Source organism: Streptococcus pseudopneumoniae, assembly GCF_001072925.1.
Taxonomy (GTDB): Bacteria; Bacillota; Bacilli; order Lactobacillales; family Streptococcaceae; genus Streptococcus; species Streptococcus pseudopneumoniae_Q.
Map to the genome: position 1 here is coordinate 18,927 of NZ_JVHE01000125.1, position 21,962 is coordinate 40,888.

The following is a 21,962-nucleotide window of genomic DNA, read 5'->3' on the forward strand; positions in this document are numbered from 1 at the left end:
TTGATTTCAACTCCTTTTTAGTTATTTATTGATAGTTTTTAAAAAAGCCCAGTTTCCAATGGACTTAGTCCCATACTCTAACTCCATAAAATCTAGCAATTCATAATCATTCTTTTTATAGAATGGAACATTTTTTTCTGTACTGGTAATGAGTCCTAAGCGCTTGCAGCCCTTGGATTTGACATAAGGCTCAACTGCGTCTCTAAGAAAAGCACTGCCCACTCCTTGTCCTTTAACGGATGAATTGACTGCAAGGAGCATCAAATACCAGTCAAAGCTATTAGATTTTTTCAAATGTTCTTCGGAACGGTCTACTAAATCAAGATACTTCAAAAAATTTCGTGGGCTAATGTAGTGAAACAGTTTTATGACACCATTTAGCAAGTAAGATAAGATAGAAAAATCATTTTGTTGTAATAAGGCGACAGCTAGGATTTCTCCGTCTTGTTCAGCTACTAAACAGGTTTCTTTTTTGATATAGAGGCGAGTAAGGAGACTTTCCAAGAGTTCTAAAAAAGCAGGATAGTTTTCAGGCTTCTTGAGATCATCTATGATTAGAGTTAAAAATGGATAATCAAAGAAGCTATCGGCTATTACTTTTCCAATTTTTTGGTATTCGTCTAGCCTTGCTTTTCTGTATACTAATTTTTCCATTTATGAGCTCCTTTTTTAATGTTACAAAACAATGATAGTAGAATTTGCTATTTTTTTGATTAAAGTACCGAGTTATTACAAAAATATTACCAAATTTAGTAAGTTGAAGGATTGTTAGAAAACTCTTTCTGTAACACTGAATCTGATTCTAGAATATAGGATCAGACAGACAAAGAACACTCTAAAAAGTTAGAATTTTAGAGTGTTGTCCAAATATTGCTAAGTTTTATTTTGTTGGGATTGAGATTTCAATCAATTTTTCAGAGTAGAGGGTCTTGATATTAGCTTCATCGATATTTTGCTTATCAATCTTACGATTTAAGAAAAATTCTTGGATTTTCTCCATCTCTTTTTCGCGGATAGCGCGATGCTTATTTGAAATGAGGATTTCGTAATGAAGCGGTGCCTGGGTAAAAATAACATCTGTATTACCCGCAGAATAAACCTCTACAAGTGTTGCATCGGTGCTTTCTAACTGACTTTTAACAAGTTGCGAGTGTGAATTAGTAGTGTTGATGAGCTTCATAGGGTTTCCTCCTGAGTTTCTATGTCTATTATAGCACTTTTTGGAAAAATTGGGAAAGTTAATTTAAATTTGATGTTGTTTTTTCCAAGATTCGATAGCCCATTTATGACTTCCACGTTTGAGGTTAGCAATAGCTTCATCAATTGGGAACCAGGCTAGATGATTGAAGTCTTCCAAGGGTTTTTGAACTTCTTGGAAAGAAGTTGCTTCATAGAGATAGGCTGGATTGTAGTAGTGAGTATCGCGATGGCTAGAATAAAAATACTCGTCAGCCTGGCCATAATAGCTACCGATTTCAGCCGTAAAGCCTAATTCTTCAATCAATTCTCGTTTGAGAGCTTCAAAGTGGTCTTCACCTTCTTCGATTTCGCCACCTGGCAAGAACCAAGCACCATTTGGAGCTTGAACGAGTATAATCTTTTCATGTTTTGAATCAGGAATGACTGCATAAACACCGTAGCGAGTCTTGTAGGTTACGCCCTCGATTTTCTCTCCAAATGTAGGATTTGTCATAAATGTCTCCTTCGTGATTGCGCTTTCTTTCTATCATATTAAAGAATGCTCTTACTGTCAAGTAAGAACATTCTTTTAGTATGTGGAATTAGTCATTTGAGTCAACTGTTTCCAATTTATTTTTTGATTTAATCATGATTTTACCATTGCTAGTCATGACGGCTTTGAGGTTTTTCTCGCTTGGATTTTCAAGGTAGTAGTCTGTAATCGCATCTTCGATGTAGTCTTGGATGGTACGACGGAGTGGACGAGCTCCCATTTTTGGATCGTAACCAAGGTCTACAAGTTTTTCTTTAACCTTATCTGTTACATCTAAATGGATATTATTACTTGAGAGACGTTGATTAACATCATCTAGCATGAGGTCAACGATTTGAAGGAGATTTTCCTTGCTGAGAGCCTTGAATTCGATAATGCCATCAAAGCGGTTCATGAATTCTGGACTAAAGAAGTTACCTAATTCTCCAAGAACAGAGTTAGTACGGCCCTCTCTAGCAGCACCAAATCCAACACTAGCTTCTGCCTTACCTGTACCTGCATTTGAGGTCATGATTATGATGGCGTCTTTAAAGCTAACGGTACGACCTTGCCCATCCGTTAAACGACCATCATCCAAGACTTGAAGGAACATATGCATAACATCTGGATGGGCTTTTTCAACTTCATCCAAGAGGATCAGTGAGTAGGGGTTACGACGAACTTTTTCAGTCAATTGACCAGCTTCATCATAGCCTACGTATCCTGGAGGGGCACCGACGAGTTTAGCCACACTGTGTTTTTCCATGTATTCACTCATATCAAAGCGAATCATGCTGTCAGCAGAGCCAAAGAGTTCGATAGCCAGTTGTTTAGAAAGTTCTGTTTTACCGACACCAGTAGGACCAACAAAGAGGAAGCTACCGATTGGACGGTTTGGAGTACCGAGTCCAACACGGTTACGACGGATAGCCTTAGCGATCTTATCAACTGCATCATCTTGACCAATAACATGAGCCTTGAGGTCATCTGCTAGGTTGATCAGTTGAGACTGTTCTTTTTCCTTAAGGTCACCAACTGGGATATTAGTCTTTTGTTCGATGATGTGTTCAATCGTCTTTTCGCTGATGATTGGGGTATCCTGATCCGTTACCTTGGTCTTTTGCATTTCCTTATATTTGGCAATCTGGTCACGGAAGTAGGCTGCTTTTTCAAAATCTTCATCGCGGGTTGCTTGTGCCTTGAGATTTTCTGCTTCGATTAAGCGTTGGTCGATGACTTTAGGATCTACAAAATTCAAGGTTAAGTTCATTTTTGAACCAGCTTCATCTAGAAGGTCTATGGCCTTGTCTGGCAAGAAACGATCTTGGATGTAGCGGTTAGAAAGGGTAGCGGCCGCTTCGATAGCCCCATCAGTATAGTGAACATGATGGTAATCTTCGTATTTCTTTTGAATGCCTTTAAGGATAATAATGGTTTCTTCCACAGTTGGTTCATCAACTTTGACCGGTTGCATACGACGTTCAAGGGCAGCATCTTTTTCGATGATGCGGTACTCATTGAGGGTAGTAGCACCAACCAGTTGGAGTTCGCCACGAGCGAGAGCTGGTTTGAGGATATTTCCTGCATCCATATTCCCTTCTCCTGCTGAACCAGCACCGACAATTTCATGAATTTCGTCAATGAAGAGAATAACATCCTCGCGCTCACGAATTTCTTCCATGAGTTTTTGCATGCGTTCTTCAAATTGACCTCGGATTCCTGTACCTTGAACAAGGCTAACGACATCTAAGCGGATGACTTCTTTGCCTTGAAGCTTATGGGGAACATCACCGTCAACAATTTTCTGAGCTAAACCTTCGACAACAGCTGTCTTACCAACACCGGGCTCACCGATGAGGACAGGGTTGTTTTTTGTTCTGCGGTTGAGGATTTCAATGACACGGATAATCTCTTCGTCACGGCCAATTACAGGGTCAATATTTCCACGACGGGCAATCTCAGTGACATTGATACCATATTCATCCAAGAGTCCTTTTTCCTGGATTGGTGGTGGTGTTTGGGCAGGACCACGATTTTGGGAACCATAACCACCATTTCCACCGTATCCACCCCCTGACTGAGTTGGGGGGATATTGTTGTTATTAGAAGAAGGTCTAAAGTTGTTGAGATCGTTAAAGAAGTCTCCAAAGGGATCAAAATCACGGTTGTTTAAATCTGTAATGCCCTTGAATAAGCTATTGTTAGGATCTGTTTTGATAATTTTATAGCAATTTTGACAAAGGTCGATTTGCTTTTGTTGTCCATTGAGATTGGTATAAAGATGAATCGTTGAGTCATTGATTTTACAGTTTTGACAGAGCATACCGCCACCTCATTTCTTTCTTAGTCTTGACTAAATTTAAAAGGTCAAAAATAGTCAAACAAGTATATAATTTAATTATATCATGATTATTGGGCAATTCAAGTAAAAAGATTGGATACTAGCACTATAAATAGTAGAGCGCTAATCTGGAGAAGATTTTGATAGCAAGAAAAAAATCCAATTTGTCATGCAAAAAGGATTCTCGTTGGTGAAAGGCGGTGGGACAGACAGCCATGACGACATAGCCGTCACCCACAGAAACACGAAAATAAAGACAAGAGCCCTCATTTAGAAGTATAATCTAAGTGAGGGCTTTGTGGTTGATAATTTCTTGAATATCACTTTCGCGGGACAAACTAATCCACTCTACCGACGAGTACCCCAAAATATCGCCTTGAGCATGAGTATAAAAATACGACAACGTTATCGGTAGACAAGCTCTCTGACTTTATAAATGGAGGGAATCACAATGGATGTTCTCTATCAATCTTGTGCAGGTATTGATGTCCATCAAGCTACTGTTGTGGTTTGTATTCTACATGGGCCGCTCACTTCTACTCGTCCAAAGCGTGAAATGGCTCAGTTTGATACAACGACAAAAGGATTAAAAGCCTGTCATGATTTTCTCACTCAATTTCATGTAGAAGCCGTCGGCATGGAAAGCACAGGAGTTTACTGGAGACCTGTCTGGCATGAACTCTGTGATGACTTTGAACTCATCCTAGCACAGCCTGCTCATATGAAAGCTATTCCAGGTCAAAAAACAGATAAGAAAGATGCTCACTGGATTGCCCAATTAACACGAATCGGCCTGCTCCCTCGCAGTTTCGTTCCTGATGAAACCATTCAAGAATTGAGAGAGCTAACACGACAACGGAAACACTATGTAGAGAGCCGTAATCGTGAGACCAATCGGATCCATAAAATCCTCCAATCAGGAGGTATTAAGCTGACAACCTACATAGAAGATATCATGGGTGCTTCTGGTCGAAACTTACTGCAGCTGCTTATTGATGAGACGCCCCTTACCCCAAGAATGATCCATCAATCTGTTTATACCAGTTTGAAAAGAAAAGTTCCCCAACTCCTTGAGGCACTTGATGGGTACTTTTCGGCTCATCATCGTTTTATGTTAGGTCAGTCCTTAGAGATTTACGATTTTTATCAAAAACAAATCGATTGTTTGGAAGAGCGTATAAACGGCTATCTAAATCTCTATGAGAGACCAGTGGAAATCCTAGATTCTATTCCTGGTATGGATCTTATTACAGCCTCTGTGATCATAGCGGAAATTGGGGTAGACATGAGCCAGTTTCCAACAGCTGGACATCTCGCTTCCTGGGCTGGTTTGTGTCCTGGAAATAATGAAAGTGCCGGTAAAAAGAGGAGCACAAAAATCAGACATGGCAATTCCTATTTAAAAAGGTGTCTCTGTCAAGCAGTTTTTGCGGCAAAAAGACAAAAAGGAAGTCCACTAGCAGAGCGTTATTACCAAATTCAAAGTAGGAGAGGACCGCAAAAAGCAACTATTGCACTCGCACATCAACTTCTTAAAATAGCTTATATCCTTTTGAAAGAAAATCTCACTTATCAGGAGTTTGTGCTACAAAAAAGGCTACTAGAGACGAGCCAGTAGCCTAATACAATTTTTTCACCTTCATTATATCACAAGGGGAGTCTTTTTGCGCTCTTTTGAGTTTTCGTATAAGAAATCGATAGACAAAGTCTCGATTTCGTAGTCCCAGCCCCGCGAAGATGATTAGGAGTTTTGGGAGTCTAAAAGACGAACGAAAAGTCCAATCAGCTACCGCGTCAAAGTTTGATTGCTAATAAAAAGTGAGGTCGGGATCTTTTGTCCCAACCTCTGTATATCTATTATTAGTATAGAAGTTCGTAAATTTCCATCGCAATCAAGTCGATGCTGTCAAAAGTATATGTTTCACGAGCTTCAACATCACGAAGTGTAAAGATTGGGCCATTTTCTTCATCATGGTTAAAAGCAACTTCAGCTACAACAACTCCCTCGCGCTCAAAGTTACGTTTTAAGTTACCACCATCTTTTGTCATTGCTTCTAGGCGGTTGATGATTCTAACCAAATGTGATTCCATTTTGATTCTCCTCCATTTCTTATCGTTACTATTTTACCATAAAGAGTATCCACTTGACTAGAAAAAACTAAGATTTCTCGCTATTTCTGTTTTCTTTGAAATTTTATTGAAAATAAAAAGAAAAAGATTGCATTTTTATTCAAAACATGTTATACTCATACAAGTTTTAAGTTAGAAATTAGAAAGTAGTGGATTTATGAATTTTTCTTTTTTACCGAAATATCTGCCATACTTTAACTATGGTGCTGTTGTTACGATTATTATCTCGATCTTAGTTGTCTTTTTGGGAACCATTTTAGGGGTAGTGTTGGCCTTTGCGCAACGTTCAAAGATTAAGCCACTTGCTTGGTTCGCTAATCTTTATATCTGGATTTTCCGAGGAACTCCGATGATGGTACAGATTATGATTGCCTATGCATTGATGCATATTAGTGCTCCAACGATTCAAATTGGAATTTTGGATGTCGATCTCACTCGTTTGATCCCAGGGATTATCATTATCTCTATGAATAGTGGTGCCTATGTATCAGAAACTGTTCGTGCTGGGATTAATGCTGTGCCAAAAGGTCAGTTAGAAGCAGCTTATTCGCTAGGTATTCGTCCTAAAAACGCTATGCGCTATGTTATTTTACCACAGGCTATCAAGAATATTTTACCAGCCTTGGGGAATGAGTTTATTACCATTATCAAGGATAGCTCGCTCTTGTCAGCAATCGGTGTCATGGAATTGTGGAATGGAGCTACTACGGTGTCAACAACCACCTACTTGCCTTTAACTCCACTCTTATTTGCTGCCTTTTACTACTTGATTATGACCTCTATCTTGACACTAGCCTTGAAAGCTTTTGAAAATCGTATGGGACAAGGAGAGAAAAAATAATGACTGAAACGCTTATAAAAATTGAAAACCTTCATAAAAACTTTGGGAAGAATGAAGTTTTAAAAGGGATTGATCTTGAAATCAAAAAAGGGGAAGTTGTGGTGATTATCGGACCATCTGGTAGCGGTAAGTCAACCCTCCTTCGCTCTATGAATCTCCTCGAAGAAGCGACAAAAGGAAAGGTTATCTTTGAAGGAGTAGACATTACAGATAAGAAAAACGACCTCTTTGCCATGCGTGAAAAGATGGGAATGGTTTTCCAACAGTTCAATCTCTTCCCCAATATGACAGTGAAGGATAACATCACGCTTTCTCCTATCAAGACCAAAGGGGAAAGTAAGGAAGTTGCTGAGAAAAGAGCGCATGAGCTCTTGGAAAAGGTTGGTTTACCAGATAAGGCAGATGCTTATCCACAAAGTTTGTCTGGTGGGCAGCAACAACGTATCGCTATTGCTCGTGGTCTTGCCATGGAACCAGATGTCCTACTCTTTGATGAACCGACTTCTGCCCTAGACCCAGAAATGGTAGGGGAAGTACTAGCGGTTATGCAAGAACTTGCTAAGTCAGGAATGACTATGGTCATCGTGACGCATGAGATGGGCTTTGCGCGTGAAGTGGCAGACCGCGTCATCTTTATGGCTGACGGTGTTGTTGTCGAAGATGGAACTCCAGAGCAAGTCTTTGAACAAACCCAAGAACAAAGAACTAAGGATTTCTTGAGTAAGGTTTTGTAAGAATATCATGAAAAGCTCCAAGTGGGCTTTTTCTTATAGTTTCAGACTATAAGGTCTCTTAGGTAAGAAGTGTTAGAGGGACAAGTGTTTTTTTGATATAATAGAAGATATTTGTTAGAAAAGAGAAAACACATGACACAGATTATTGATGGCAAGGCTTTAGCAGCCAAGCTACAAGGACAATTGGCTGAAAAGACTGCGAAATTGAAAGAAGAGACAGGTTTGGTGCCTGGTTTGGTGGTTATTTTGGTTGGGAACAATCCAGCCAGTCAGGTTTACGTTCGTAACAAGGAACGTTCAGCGATAGCTGCAGGTTTCCAAAGTGAAGTCGTGCGAGTTCCTGAGACCATTACCCAAGAGGAATTGTTGGACTTGATTGCCAAATACAATCAAGATCCAGCTTGGCATGGTATTTTGGTGCAGTTGCCATTACCAAAACACATCGATGAAGAAGCTGTTTTATTGGCTATTGATCCAGAAAAGGACGTGGATGGTTTTCATCCGCTCAACATGGGGCGTCTTTGGTCTGGTCATCCAGTTATGATCCCATCAACTCCAGCTGGCATCATGGAAATGTTTCACGAGTATGGGATTGAACTAGAAGGTAAGAATGCAGTTGTTATTGGTCGTTCTAATATTGTCGGTAAACCAATGGCCCAGTTGTTATTAGCTAAGAATGCAACTGTAACCTTGACCCACTCACGAACACATAATCTTGCCAAGGTAGCTTCTAAGGCGGATATTCTTGTCGTAGCAATCGGTCGTGCTAAGTTTGTGACTGCTGACTTTGTCAAACCTGGAGCAGTTGTCATTGATGTGGGGATGAACCGAGATGAAAATGGCAAGCTCTGTGGAGATGTTGACTATGATGCTGTTGCGCCAATCTCTAGCCATATCACACCTGTACCTGGTGGAGTTGGACCTATGACCATTACTATGTTGATGGAGCAGACTTATCAGGCTGCATTGCGTAGTTTGGTTAGATAATACAAGCATTGATTTTATATAGTGAAGAAACAAGTTCTAAAAAACGAACTTGTTTTTTTCTTGCACTTATTTTAATAAAATTACAGTAAAACTTCTACAAATTATTGAAAAAACTCTACTATTTTGATATATTAAAAGCATCAATATTTATATGGATAAAATAAGTAAGCGTCTAGAGGGAGGTTTATTTTTTGGAGTAAAATGTAATCGCTTACTAGAACATTGGAAAGGAACAATAATGGATAAGAGATTTTTTGAAAGACGGTGTCATTATAGTATTCGTAAATTTGCCATTGGTGCAGCTTCAGTTATGATTGGAGCTAGTATATTCGGTCTTCAGGTGGCTCAAGCAGCTGAAACCGAAGCAGCAAGTCCCAGCGAGGAAACGATTCATCAAGTTCAACCTTTAGATAAGCTTCCAGATGATATTGCTACAGCAATTGCAAAAGCTGAGCAAAATGGCCCACAAGATTCTGCCACTGAAGAAGAAAATGATACTGTTGAATCCACAAAACCAGCAACTGAAGAAAAGGTGACTGAGACAACAAGTCCTAAGGTAGAAAAGGAAGCAGAAGTAGTCAGCCCTAAAGAAGATAAAGTTGAAAAAACTGAAAAACCTGCTGCTGAAGCGAATGGGAAAGAGTCTACAGTTTCAGAAGCAAGTGCTGAAAAGCCAGTAGTTCGAGAAGAACATACAGATACAACTAACCAGAATAAACCTGTAACGGACGATAAAAGCAAGGAAGAAAAAGCTTCTGCAAGTGAATCACCTCAAGCTACAAAAGAGAAGGAAAAAGAAAATCAGCTCCTTGAAGAAAGAAAACAAAATTTCAACAAAGACTGGTATTTTAAACTAAACGCTCAAGGTGACTTTTCTAAGAAAGATGTGGATGTTCATGACTGGTCTAAGTTGAACCTTCCTCATGACTGGAGTATCTATTTTGATTTTGACCACAAGTCTCCTGCCCGAAATGAAGGTGGTCAATTAAACGGGGGTACTGCCTGGTATCGTAAGACCTTCACTGTAGACGAAGCTGCTAAGGACAAGGATGTTCGGATCAACTTTGATGGTGTCTACATGGACTCTAAGGTCTATGTAAATGGTAAATTTGTCGGTCATTATCCAAGTGGGTACAATCATTTTTCATACGATATTACTGAATTTTTAAATAAAGATGGTAGTGAAAATACCATTGCTGTCCAAGTTACCAATAAACAGCCAAGTAGTCGTTGGTACTCAGGAAGTGGTATCTATCGCGATGTGACTTTAAGCTATCGTGATAAGGTACAGGTGGCTGAAAATGGAAACCATATTACCACTCCAAAATTGGCTGAACAAAAAGATGGCAATGTTGAAACACAAATCCAAAGCAAGATCAAAAATACTGCCAAGACTCTAGCTAAGGTATATGTAGAGCAACAGATTTTTACCAAAGAAGGTAAGGCTGTTTCAGATTTGGTTCGTTCTGTAACTAAGAGTCTATCAGGAAATGAGACAGCTGACTTTAAGCAAACGATTTTGGTTAATAAACCAACTCTCTGGACAACAAAAAGCTACCATCCTCAGCTCTATGTTCTAAAAACCAAGGTTTATAATGAAGGTCAGTTAGTTGATGTAACAGAAGATACTTTTGGTTATCGTTATTTCAACTGGACAGCTAAAGAAGGCTTCTCTCTTAATGGCGAGAGAATGAAATTCCATGGAGTTAGTATTCACCATGATAATGGAGCCTTGGGGGCAGAAGAAAACTATAAGGCAACCTACCGAAAATTAAAACTCCTAAAAGATATGGGAGTTAACTCTATCCGTACAACACACAATCCAGCAAGTCCACAGTTGCTAGATGCTGCTGCTAGTCTAGGACTTTTGGTCCAAGAAGAAGCCTTTGATACTTGGTATCGTGGCAAGAAAACTTATGACTATGGACGTTTCTTTGACCAAGATGCAACTCACCCAGAAGCCAAGAAGGGTGAGAAGTGGTCTGATTTTGATCTTAGAACCATGGTTGAACGAGATAAAAATAATCCTTCAATCATCATGTGGTCACTCGGTAATGAGGTTGATGAGGCTGATGGTGGAGCTCGTTCACTAGAAACAGCCAAGCGTTTGAAAGCTGTCATCAAAGCTATCGATACAGAACGCTATGTGACTATGGGTGAAAATAAATTCAGTCGTGCTTCTACAGGCTTGTTCTTAGAATTAGCAGCAATCATGGATGCTGTAGGTATGAACTATGGAGAGCGTTTTTACGATGCAGTTCGTAAAGCGCATCCAGACTGGTTGATTTACGGTTCTGAAACTTCTTCAGCAACTCGAACTCGTGATTCTTACTTTAATCCTGCTCAAAATCTCTGGCACGACAATCGCCCAAATCGTCACTATGAACAATCAGACTATGGTAATGACCGTGTAGCCTGGGGTAGAACAGCTACTGAATCATGGACCTTTGACCGTGATCGTGCTGGCTATGCAGGTCAGTTCATCTGGACTGGTTTTGACTATATCGGTGAGCCTACACCTTGGCATAACCAAGATAATACACCAGTGAAAAGCTCTTACTTTGGTATCATTGATACGGCAGGCTTGCCTAAGAATGATTTCTATCTCTATCGCAGTGAATGGTATAGTGCCAAAGAAAAACCAACTGTTCGCATTATGCCTCACTGGAATTGGACAGAAGAAACGCTCAAGGAACGTAATATGCTCATCAATGGCAAGGTTCCAGTTCGGACCTTCTCAAATGCCGCTAGCGTAGAATTGTTCTTGAACAATGAGTCCCTCGGTAAGAAAGAATTTGTTAAGAAAACAACTGAAGATGGGCGCCCTTATCACGAGGGAGCTAAACCAAGTGAATTGTATCTTGAGTGGTTGGTTGACTATAAACCAGGTACCTTAACTGCCATTGCTCGTGATGAAAATGGCAAAGAAATTGCGCGTGATAGTGTGACAACAGCAGGGGAACCAGCTAGAGTTCGACTCACCAAGGAAGAACATGTCATCACTGCAGATGGCAAAGATTTGTCTTATATCCATTATGAAATCGTTGATGAAGACGGCAATGTTGTACCAACTGCCAATAATCTTGTTCATTTCAATCTTCATGGCCAAGGCCAAATCGTCGGTGTGGACAATGGGGAACAAGCTAGCCGTGAACGTTATAAGGCTCAGAAAGATGGTACATGGCAAAGAAAAGCCTTCAATGGTAAAGGTGTTGTCATTGTAAAATCTACTGAAAAAGAAGGTAAATTCACTCTTTATGCGGATTCTGCAGGCTTGGCTTCAGATCAGGCAACAGTCACAACCGTTTCAGGCAAGAAAGAAAATCGCCATTTTGTCGCTTTTGCCCCTGTGAAAGCAAGAACTGATGTCAGCGAAAATCCTAAATTGCCAGAGACTGTGACAGCTATTTATAGCGATGGTAGTGTCGAAGAAAAAGCTGTGACTTGGGACATCCCAGAAGATCTCCTTTCAAGTGCTGGTGAGAAAAAAGTCCTTGGTAGTGTGGAAGGACTCGAAGCCAAGGCTGAAGCCCTTGTCAAGGTAGTTGCGCTTGATAAGTGGTTGCCAAAAGTAGCAACTGTCCCAGTTGGTACAGCTGTTGAAAATTTGGACAAGACTGTTACGGCTGTTTTATCAGATGGTAACTTGGTTGATGCGGATGTCGTTTCTTGGACCTTGAAAGATCCATCTGCCTTGACCAAAGAAGGTGGACGTACTGAAGCAACTGGTAAATTGGAAGGCAATGACTACGAGGTTACGGCAACCTTTATCGCAAGTGATAAGGAAACAGAAAATACTGTTACAGGTCTCACGGTTGGAGATAAGACTCTTGAAAACTTTGAGCCTGGAAAGACCTACTACCGAGTATCCCTTCCTTATACTTCTAAGATTCCAAATGTTGGTGCACAGACAACAGGCTATCAGGTAACAGTTCAACAAGCCTCAGCTGCCAATGATTATCAGGCTTCTGTATTCTTGAGTGACCAGAAGGGCGATTTAGTTCAAACTTACTTGATTCAGTTTGTGAAAGAAGCGCCTGCCTTGACACGCTTGGAAGTAAGTGTTGAAGGAAAAGAAAATGCAACAGAAGACCAAGTTCTCCCTTATCATGTCATTGGACATTATGAGGATGGTTCACAGACTGAATTTTCAGCGTCAGATATCCATTTGGAAGTTAAGTCAGCTGATGGTGCTCATCTTGAGGTGAATGGTCAGAACTTGCTTCTTTACAAGAAAGGTAGTGTAACCCTCACTCCTCGTATTGACAATCAAACTGATAAGACTCAGTCTGTAGCAACTGAACTTGTGATAAAAGAAAATACAGTAGACAAGAAAATTGTCAAGCTTCATCCTGTTTCAATCTCTACAGATATCAATCAGCAACCGAATTTGCCTGATCAAATCGGAGCAGAATTTGATAAGGGCTTACCTCGTAAAGTTTCTGTAACTTGGGACAAGGTAGATGCCAAAGAACTTGGTTACTATCATAGCTTTACCCTTAAAGGTCATGTCGAAGGTACAGATATTGAGGCTCTTGCCAATGTAACTGTTGAAGGTTTGCAGGTTGCAGAAGAAATCAGCCTTACTCTTCCTAAGGGTGAAACTGTTCAATTGCCATCTAGTGTTCGTGCTTATCATTCTAATGGAACAACTGTCTATAAAGATGTCCTTTGGGACAAGGTTCCTGAGAACTTTAGTCAGACTGAAGGTATCTATGAAATCAAGGGTCAATTAGTGGGTAGCCATCTGACTACCAAGGCCCATGTCCGTGTTTCTAGTCAAGTTGTTGCTGGAAATAATATCTCTAAACAGTGGACTGGTTCTCAATTGCCAGCTGCTATTGTATCCAATACGGGTGGTGATGATTCGGCAAGTACCCTGAACGACTTGACAGTTTCAAGAGCCAATACAGATGTTAAGAATCGATGGACTACATGGCAAACAGGCACAGATAATGATTGGGCGTCTATCTTGTTTGGTAATTCAGGTGATTTGACCAAACGATTTGTCGATAATCTTTCCGTTGATTTCTATACAGATGGTGCAATCGGACTTCCAAAAGAATATGTCATCGAATACTATGTTGGTCAAGAAGTTCCAGATCTTCCAAACGATGTCAATAATGCTCAGCGTGATACCAAGCATCCATTCAACAATGCTTCCAACTGGAAGGCTGTAGAAAATCTTCACGCTCCTGGACAATTATCTGCAGGTCAAACAAACCACTTTACATTTGATAAGGTTGAAACTTATGCTGTTCGTATGCGTATGAAGAAGGCAGATGGAAAGGCTGGTGTTGGTTTAACAGAAATTACTATTTTAGGAAGTAAGGTTCCAAGTGCTACCAGCTCAGAAATTTCTATCCAAGTAGATGGTAAGAAGCTCGAACATTTCAATCCATCTAAGACAGATTATTATATTCCTCAAGCAAGCAAGGAAATCACTGCAACAGCCAGCAACAATGGCTTGGTAACGGTTGTTCCTGCAACAAGTGAAAAAGGTGCGACACGTCTTATCTTGAAAGCTGAGGATGGAACTGTTCTTAAAGAATATCGTATCTTCCGTGATGACGAAAAAGAGTCAACACAACCAGTAGCTGCGGAAAATAGTGCCCAGACCTTGAATGTTGGCGATCAGCTTCAATTGCCTGCCGAAGTAACAGTCTACTATCCATCACAGACTGGCTGGGTTAAAGCTAACCTTGCTGTCCAATGGGATGCAATTCCAGAACATGCGACTGCCCAAGAAGGTAACTTTGAAGTGCTTGGTCATGTTCTAGGAACAGACTTAACAACCAAGATGCAAGTAACAGTTGTTACAAAAGGTAATCAAGTCATCTCAGAAAATGCAAGCAATAATGCGACAGATTCTAAAGCCTTTGCGTCTACTACAAATGATACACAAGCAGCTTCTCGGGATAAGATTTTCTATATCAACGATGGTCACTTTAACGAAGATGGACGTTGGACTAACTGGTCTCGTACTCCGAAAGATCAAGAAACATCTGTGGGAATTCTCTTTAAGAAGAATGGTCAGATTACACCTCAGTCTGTTGGAAAAGTAGCCATTCAGTTTTTTAAAGACAGTGGAACAGACGCACCAGCGACAATGGTATTAGAAAGATATGTTGGGCCTGCCTATACAGAACCAAGTACCATTTCTCGCTATGAAGAGAATGCGGATCATCCATTTAACAAGGCAGAAAACTGGCAAGAAATTCCTTATAAGGCATCTGGAGAAATCGTGGCTGGTAAGCCAATCGAATTTACCTTTGATCCAATTCAGACAACAGCTATTCGAGCACGCATGACTCGTAAATCGACAACTAATGGTCTAGCAATGGTCGAATTTAGTGCTTACTCTCCTGCTAAAGCAAACGATGTGGAAACTCCTTCAGTGACTATTTCGGTTGCTGGAAAAGCATTGGAAAACTTTGATCCTGCGGTTTCAGATTATACAGTGAACTTAAATGGCACTAAACCACAGGTGACTGCTCAAGCAAGTGGTCACGGTGTGACAACGGTTGTTGAGTCTAGTCAGGCTAACCTTCCTAGCCTTGTTCGTCTTCTTGCTAAGGATGGTAGTCTTGTCAAGGAATATCGTATTCACTTTAAGCCTAGTCACCGTATTGTTCCTGAAGAAGGCGACCAAAGTCCTGTTCTCGAACGACCAAGTTTAGAAGTTGTCAAGACTGAAATTCCATTTAAGGAAATTATTCGTGAAAACAATGACTTAGCTCAAGATGAACGTCGTGTAATCTCAGAAGGTAAGAAGGGTGAAAGAGTTGATTATGTTGAGGTTCTAGGATCTAACCGTACCACTGTTCATACGGATACGACAGAGGCGCAAGATCGAGTTGTTGAAGTTAAGGTCAAACCAGCCATTACTACAAGTAAGGGTGATGAGCCAGCTCCAGTGGTAGAAGTCCCAGAATTCAAGGGTGGTGTCAATGCAGTAGAGGCAGCTAAGAATGAGTTGCCAGAATACACAGATGCAATCGGGACAGCAGGTGATGAGCCAGCACCAGTAGTAGAAGTCCCAGAATTTGAAGGTGGTGTCAATGCAGTAGAAGCCGCTAAGAATGAATTGCCAGAATACACAGAGGCAGTTGGCACAGTAGGCGACGAGCCAGCACCAGTAGTAGAAGTCCCAGAATTTAAGGGTGGTGTCAATGCAGTAGAAGCCGATAAGAATGAATTGCCAGAATACACAGAGGCACTTGGCACAGTAGGCGACGAGCCAGCACCAGTAGTAGAAGTCCCAGAATTTGAGGGTGGCGTCAATGCAGTAGAGGCAGCTAAGAATGAAGTCCCAGAATTTACAGGTGGCGTCAATGCGCTAGAAGCCGCTAAGAATGAATTACCAGAATACACAGGAACAGTGGCTACAGCTGGAAATGAGCCAGCACCAAATCTTGTTAAACCAGCCGAAGAGGTTCGAATTTTGACTGATAAGGAAACTGGAGTTCTGGTAGCAGGGCTAACTACAGAGTTATCTAAAGACCTCAAGCTTCAAGTTCAAAAGGTTCTACGTCAAGAATTAGCTGGTAAGCACTACGATGCTTATCAAGTGAAATTGCTGGATAAGGACAACCAAGAAGTTGAACTCAAGGGTGCTGTCCTAGTGAGATTACCAGTCAAGGGACAGGTTCAAGGAGTTTATCACATGAGCTTAGATCAAGGCTTGCAGGTTCAAAAGGTGACGCTTGTAGGTGACATGGTTGAATTTGTCACCAAAGATCTAGGACTTTATGCGATTGTCTATAAAGAACAAAACCAAGAACCAGTAAAACCAGTAGAACAAGCTCATGAACCAGCAGTTAAGGGAGAAAACTTTGAAAATGCTTCAGAGAAAGTAGATTCAGCAAGACTTCCAGAAACAGGTGAAAGTCGATCTGATACAGCTGCCTTCCTAGCAAGTCTCAGTCTTGTTTTATCAGTAGCTCTACTAACTGTTAAACGTAAAGAAAAATAGAGTTTGGAACTCTACATTGCTGATTGATTGTAGAAATACTTGGACTATTCCAGTGGATAGGATCGAAAAATGCTACAACCATATGGAGAGGACCTCTGGGTTCTCTCCGTTTTTTAAAATAGGGATGAAACCGCTTAGATGAGTGGTTGGAGGAAAGGAATAGAAGAAAGATGGATCATCAATTTTTTGAGAAACGTTGTCATTATAGCATTCGAAAATTTGCAATAGGAGCAGCTTCAGTAATGGTTGGTGCGAGTATCTTTGGAGCCAGCATGGTACAAGCTGCAGAGACAGAGCCCGCACTAGAAGCAGAAACAAGTCTTACACAGCTTCCACCAGAGGATAAGTTATCACCAGAATTGGCAGGTGCTATTAAAGATGCAGAGGCAGACTTAGTTTCAGAGACTAAAGTGGAAGAGGTAGCTACTAAGTCCCAAGCTCCTGAAGAAACTTCTTCAAAACCAGTAGAAACTAAAAATTCTACAGTAGAGAAGGGAGTAACAACCGTAGAAAATGCTTCTACAGAAGTAGCTCCTACTGAGACCAATGCAGTAACAGAACCCACGAAGCCAGCTGAAGTAAACGGAACGGTGGAGAAAGCTGATTCATTTACAGCAGACAAACCTGCAAGTAAAGCAGAAATTGATGCCGCAAAATCTCAAGTAGCTAAAAAGGAATATACGGTATTTCCAAGACCTCAAAAGGTTACTTATGGCGATGGGGTCACTGCTCTAGAAGGAAAGGTAAACCTTGTCTTTAGCGATGGCTTAGATATCTATACACGTAACCGTGCCAAAGAAGTTCTCCAAGCTAGTAATGTGTCTTACACTACCAGTACAAAAGCTACAGAAGGGGCAACCAACATTTTCCTTGGAGTGCGTGGGAAAGCTCCTCTGGCAGAAAAAGAAGTCCAAGATATTTCGTCTGATCTATACGATAAAATTGATGCCTATGTCTTGCGCGTGAAAGACAATAAGATTTCGATCGTCGGAAAAGATACGGATGCTGTCTTCTTTGGACTGACAACTTTGAAACAAATGCTGAAGGAGAGTCCTGTCCCAGTTCTTCGAGATGTGACAGTAGAAGACTATGCAGAAGTGAAGAACCGTGGCTTTATCGAAGGCTATTATGGAAATCCTTGGACCAAAGAAAACCGTGAAGAGCTGATGCGCTATGGTGGCGACTTGAAGTTAACTCAGTACTTTTTTGCGCCAAAAGACGATCCCTATCACAATGCAAAATGGCGTGAACTCTATCCAGAAGAAAAAATGTCAGAGATTCGTGATCTAGCTCGTATGGGGAATGAAACAAAGACTCGTTATGTATGGACCATCCATCCATTTATGCATAATAAGATGCGTTTTGACACGGATGAATTATATAAACAAGATTTAGATGTCATTAAAGCGAAATTCACCCAATTGCTGGATGCAGGTGTGCGTGAATTTGGGGTTCTAGCTGATGATGCGGCCTGGCCTGTTGGTGGCTACAATAGTTATGTTCGGTTAATGACCGACCTGACAAATTGGCTAACTGAACAAGAAACAAAATACAGCGGACTTCGTAAAGATATGATTTTCGTTCCAGCCTGGTATATGGGACAGGGGACAGAAGATGAACTTCGCACGCTCAATGAACGCCTTCCAGAAACGGTTCATTTAACCCTAACAGGGGGTAAGGTATGGGGTGCAGTTGACCAAACCTTCCTAACAAATTTGAAGAAGAATTTGACAGAAGGTGGCAAGAAGTATCGTCCGATTCATTTCTGGATTAACTGGCCTTGTAATGATAATACCAAGCAACACTTGATTCTAGGTGGTGGTGAAAAATTCTTACATCCCAATGTTGATTTGTCCTTGGCTCAGGGCATTATGCTAAATCCGATGCAACAATCCGAAGCTTCAAAGGTAGCCCTCTTTGATGTGGCTCAGTATGGTTGGAAACAATGGAGAAGTGCGGAAGAAGCTGAAAAAATCAATGATGTAGCCTTTAACTATGTGGTCAATGGAAACTTTGAAGAAAGCGAAGTATCAAAAGCCTTTCGTGAACTTGGCAAGCATATGCGCAACCAAAACCGTCCTCCACATGTCACAAAATTGGAAGAATCTGTTGAGCTTGCACCTAAATTGACAGACTTTTATAACAAATTGAAGGCTGGTCAAAATGTAGACGCAGAGAGAAAAGAATTAAAGGGTATCTTTGCAAACTTGAAAGCTGACGCCCTCCTTCTGAAAGAAAAAGGGGATAAGAAGCTTATTGACCAAATCCACTACTGGTTAGACAATACAGTGGATCAGATGGATGCTTTAGAAGCCTTGCTGACAGCGACAGAAGGTCTGGCTGAAAAGAATGATGCTAAGGTTTGGGAGCATTATTATGCTGGGGTTAAGTATTACGATCAGTCCATTAGTTATTCCTTCTTCTATGTAGACCATTATGAACGGGCAGAGTTTGGAGTGCAACATATTCGTCCATTTATCAATAACTTAAAGGAATACTTGGCAACACATATCCAGACCATGCTGCATCCAGATAAACTTGTGACCACTTTTATTACCAACCGTGCGGGGATTGAAGGAGGTCTTGCAGAAGTAACAGATGGCGACTTGGATACTCATGCGATTGTCAAGACGACAACCGTTATTGAACGAGATGATTATGTAGGTCTTCGTTTCAATAAAGCCATTAAGGTTCATACGCTAGGTTTTGCTACAGGTACAAAGACAGCCGATAATTATACCTTTGGAAATGCCCTTGTGGAATATCAAAACGAACAGGGCGACTGGGTGGCTCTCACAAGTCCAGCCTACACAGGTAGAGAACGTACGCTTGAATTTACTAATCTTGATATTACGGCACAAGCAGTTCGTATGCGTGCCACTGCTAAGAAAGATAATGCTTGGCTTGCCATGCGTGAGATTGCCGTCAATAGACCGCTCGAACTTGGAAGCAAGAAGGTAAAAGGAACCATTACCCTAAGTCCAAATCTGGTTTACAAGTATGGAACCAGTGTGCTTCAAATGCAAGATGGCAAAGATAACACCGAATCTATGATGGCTCATGCCAATCAAACGAATGTGACTCCAGAAAATGCTTGGGTTCAAATGGACTTGGGTGGAGCTAAGAAAGTGAAACATGTTCATCTAGTTCAAGGGGAAGGTGACAAACTAGCAGCTGGTGTCATCGAATATTCTACAGACGGTACAAACTGGAAGACACTTCAGACCTTAGCTGGGGATCGAATTTCAGATATTAGCCAAAACTTCACAGCCCAATACGTTCGTGTCCGTAATACACAAGTTCTCAGCAAATGGTGGAGAATTGCGGACTTTAGAGTTGACGTCGATACACCAAATACTGATTTGACCGTCACCAATGTCGACAGCCTGAAGGAAACGCCAGTAGTGGACAGTCGTGGTCGTTATGAAATGGCCTTACCTCAAGGGAATCATCTTCCAGCAAATGGCTATCTTGGCTTGAAATTGGATCGCCTCCATGAAGCTAGTTCAATTGCACTTGAAGGTGCAGGAGAAACAGGATTGACGCTGGAATATTCAGCAAATGAAGTGGAATGGATGAGCGCTGACCAACTTCCAGAACACGCCTTGGTACGCTATGTACGCATCGTGAACACGACAGATAAGGATCAAGCGCTTCCTACTGGAAAATTAGTCGTCAAGACAAAAGAAGTGGATCCAACTGAGCTCTTATCAACCACTATGGGTATCCACCAATATTATGGTGCTAATGATGTTCGTCGCGTACACAACCTTGGTCAACTGTTTGATGGAGACTTTAATAATTTTGTAGAATTTTCTGATTACCAACGTAAAAACGGGGAAATTGTCATGAAACTTGGCACAACTCGTCAAATCAAGAAGATTCGTGCCTATATTCAGGATGCTCAGCGTAATTATTTGCGTGATGGGAAGATTCAAGTCAGTGAGGATGGTAAGAACTGGACAGATGTTGTAACAGTCGGGGACGGCGTGGAAAATGAAATTCGTGATAATTCATTGACCGACGGCTGGACACATGATTCTGCCAACCCAGGAAATCGTTATATCGAAGGTGTTCTGGATAAACCTGTAACCGCTAAGTTTATGCGTGTTCTCTTTACAGCGGATTATAATGCTCGTTTTGTAGGATTTAGCGAAATCGTGATTAATGATGGTGAATTTATCAATCCTGAAAATAATCCTACAGTGACAGGAACGGGTAGCGAAGAAGCGGATAACCTGAAGAAAAATATGACTGACGGAAATGTCTTGACAAGCTATGCAGCTACTGAAGATAAAGGAGAGCTTGTTTATCATTTATCTGAAGAAACCAAGGCCAATCATGTTCGCTTGATAGCTGACTTGCCTGAAGGTGCAAAAGTAAACGTCCAAGTTCGTACCTTGAATGAAGCTGGTGAATCAGTTTGGAAAAACTTAGGTGAAGTGAAATCAAGTTTCCAAACCTTTACCCTTTCAGGAAAAAATCCACGGATTCTCGATGTAAAAGTTTCTTGGGAAGGTGGAGAACCAGAGTTCTACGAAATGACTACTTTCTATCAAGAAGCGGTAGAAGAGCCAGCGCCGACATCAAGTAAAGGCGACGAGCCAGCTCCGGTAGTAGAAGTTCCAGAATTTGAGGGTGGTGTCAATGCAGTAGAAGCAGCTAAGCATGAGTTGCCAGAATACACAGATGCAATTGGGACAGCAGGCGACGAGCCAGCTCCAGTAGTAGAAGTCCCAGAATTCAAGGGCGGTGTCAATGCAGTAGAAGCCGCTAAGAATGAGTTACCAGAATACACAGATGCAATCGGCACAGTAGGCAACGAACCAGCTCCGGTGGTAGAAGTTCCAGAATTCAAGGGTGGTGTCAATGCGGTAGAAGCCGCTAAGCATGAGTTACCAGAATATACAGGAACAGTAGCTACAGTGGGGAACAAGCCAGCACCAAGTCTTGTTAAACGAGCCGAAGAGGTTCGAATCTTGACTGATAAGGAAACTGGAGTTCTGGTAGCAGGGCTATCTCAAGACTTAGATGTTAATCTCAAGCTTCAAGTGCAAAAGGTTCTACGACAAGAATTAGCTGGTAAGCACTATGATGCTTATCAAGTGAAATTGCTAGATAAGGACAACCAAGAAGTTGAACTTAAAGGTGCTGTTCTAGTGAGATTGCCAGTCAAGGGTCAGGTTCAAGGAGTTTATCACATGAGCTTAGATCAAGGCTTGCAGGTTCAAAAGGTGACGCTT

The 21,962-nt window shown here is 41.2% G+C and carries 10 protein-coding genes and 2 pseudogenes; 7 read left to right on the forward strand and 5 right to left on the reverse strand.

Translation table 11 applies throughout. From position 1 onward, the window contains the following. Positions 1 to 21: 21 nt before the first annotated feature. The 4 genes from ADH81_RS09925 to ADH81_RS09940 all read right to left on the reverse strand — a co-directional run bounded on the left by ADH81_RS09925 (position 22) and on the right by ADH81_RS09940 (position 4,034). Positions 22 to 654, reverse strand: coding sequence for a GNAT family N-acetyltransferase (locus ADH81_RS09925; protein WP_049528779.1), 633 nt, complete (start codon positions 652 to 654; stop codon positions 22 to 24). Positions 655 to 880: 226 nt separating this feature from the next. After that, positions 881 to 1,180 (reverse strand): DUF1827 family protein, encoded by a 300-nt coding sequence (locus tag ADH81_RS09930; RefSeq protein ID WP_049528781.1) that lies wholly within the window; start codon positions 1,178 to 1,180, stop codon positions 881 to 883. A 63-nt stretch (positions 1,181 to 1,243) separates the two neighbouring features. Further along, positions 1,244 to 1,693: an NUDIX hydrolase gene (locus ADH81_RS09935; protein WP_049528784.1), complete on the reverse strand. Its 450-nt coding sequence runs from the start codon at positions 1,691 to 1,693 to the stop codon at positions 1,244 to 1,246. An 88-nt stretch (positions 1,694 to 1,781) separates the two neighbouring features. Then, positions 1,782 to 4,034: an ATP-dependent Clp protease ATP-binding subunit gene (locus ADH81_RS09940; RefSeq protein WP_049528785.1), complete on the reverse strand. Its 2,253-nt coding sequence runs from the start codon at positions 4,032 to 4,034 to the stop codon at positions 1,782 to 1,784. 469 nt (positions 4,035 to 4,503) lie between these two features. Here ADH81_RS09940 and ADH81_RS09945 point away from each other — a divergent pair, with 469 nt between their 5' ends. Beyond that, positions 4,504 to 5,670 carry an IS110 family transposase gene (locus ADH81_RS09945; protein WP_049528787.1) on the forward strand — a complete coding sequence of 389 codons (1,167 nt, stop codon included), beginning with the start codon at positions 4,504 to 4,506 and terminating at the stop codon, positions 5,668 to 5,670. 242 nt (positions 5,671 to 5,912) lie between these two features. Here ADH81_RS09945 and ADH81_RS09950 read toward each other — a convergent pair whose 3' ends face one another. Further along, positions 5,913 to 6,143: a DUF1797 family protein gene (locus ADH81_RS09950; RefSeq protein ID WP_000443576.1), complete on the reverse strand. Its 231-nt coding sequence runs from the start codon at positions 6,141 to 6,143 to the stop codon at positions 5,913 to 5,915. A 196-nt stretch (positions 6,144 to 6,339) separates the two neighbouring features. Between ADH81_RS09950 and ADH81_RS09955 the strand changes: the two genes are divergently transcribed. The 6 genes and pseudogenes from ADH81_RS09955 to ADH81_RS09975 form a co-directional block, all read left to right on the forward strand. Then, on the forward strand, positions 6,340 to 7,023 hold the full coding sequence (locus ADH81_RS09955; protein WP_049528788.1) for an amino acid ABC transporter permease: 684 nt from the start codon (positions 6,340 to 6,342) through the stop codon (positions 7,021 to 7,023). Then, positions 7,023 to 7,757, forward strand: coding sequence for an amino acid ABC transporter ATP-binding protein (locus ADH81_RS09960; RefSeq protein WP_045762888.1), 735 nt, complete (start codon positions 7,023 to 7,025; stop codon positions 7,755 to 7,757). Before ADH81_RS09955 ends, ADH81_RS09960 begins: the two co-directional genes overlap by 1 nt. Positions 7,758 to 7,889: 132 nt before the next feature. Beyond that, positions 7,890 to 8,744: a bifunctional methylenetetrahydrofolate dehydrogenase/methenyltetrahydrofolate cyclohydrolase gene (locus ADH81_RS09965; protein WP_049528790.1), complete on the forward strand. Its 855-nt coding sequence runs from the start codon at positions 7,890 to 7,892 to the stop codon at positions 8,742 to 8,744. A 238-nt stretch (positions 8,745 to 8,982) separates the two neighbouring features. Continuing rightward, positions 8,983 to 16,719, forward strand: a complete 7,737-nt coding sequence (locus ADH81_RS09970; RefSeq protein WP_049528793.1) for an SIALI-17 repeat-containing surface protein — start codon at positions 8,983 to 8,985, stop codon at positions 16,717 to 16,719. Positions 16,720 to 16,889: 170 nt separating this feature from the next. Further along, positions 16,890 to 16,958 (forward strand): annotated as a pseudogene (locus ADH81_RS11650) (YSIRK-type signal peptide-containing protein); the annotation flags it as partial. Positions 16,959 to 17,249: 291 nt separating this feature from the next. Further along, a pseudogene (locus ADH81_RS09975) lies at positions 17,250 to 21,962 on the forward strand (SIALI-17 repeat-containing surface protein); the annotation flags it as partial.

What these genes read in the sequence shown, in the direction of transcription:
- ADH81_RS09965 (WP_049528790.1), top strand. Translation starts at nt 7,890, where the DNA reads ATGACACAGATTATTGATGGCAAGGCTTTAGCAGCCAAGCTACAAGGA.
- ADH81_RS09955 (WP_049528788.1), top strand. Translation starts at nt 6,340, where the DNA reads ATGAATTTTTCTTTTTTACCGAAATATCTGCCATACTTTAACTATGGT.
- ADH81_RS09935 (WP_049528784.1), bottom strand. Translation starts at nt 1,693, where the DNA reads ATGACAAATCCTACATTTGGAGAGAAAATCGAGGGCGTAACCTACAAG.
- ADH81_RS09950 (WP_000443576.1), bottom strand. Translation starts at nt 6,143, where the DNA reads ATGGAATCACATTTGGTTAGAATCATCAACCGCCTAGAAGCAATGACA.
- ADH81_RS09945 (WP_049528787.1), top strand. Translation starts at nt 4,504, where the DNA reads ATGGATGTTCTCTATCAATCTTGTGCAGGTATTGATGTCCATCAAGCT.
- ADH81_RS09960 (WP_045762888.1), top strand. Translation starts at nt 7,023, where the DNA reads ATGACTGAAACGCTTATAAAAATTGAAAACCTTCATAAAAACTTTGGG.
- ADH81_RS09930 (WP_049528781.1), bottom strand. Translation starts at nt 1,180, where the DNA reads ATGAAGCTCATCAACACTACTAATTCACACTCGCAACTTGTTAAAAGT.
- ADH81_RS09925 (WP_049528779.1), bottom strand. Translation starts at nt 654, where the DNA reads ATGGAAAAATTAGTATACAGAAAAGCAAGGCTAGACGAATACCAAAAA.
- ADH81_RS09940 (WP_049528785.1), bottom strand. Translation starts at nt 4,034, where the DNA reads ATGCTCTGTCAAAACTGTAAAATCAATGACTCAACGATTCATCTTTAT.
- ADH81_RS09970 (WP_049528793.1), top strand. Translation starts at nt 8,983, where the DNA reads ATGGATAAGAGATTTTTTGAAAGACGGTGTCATTATAGTATTCGTAAA.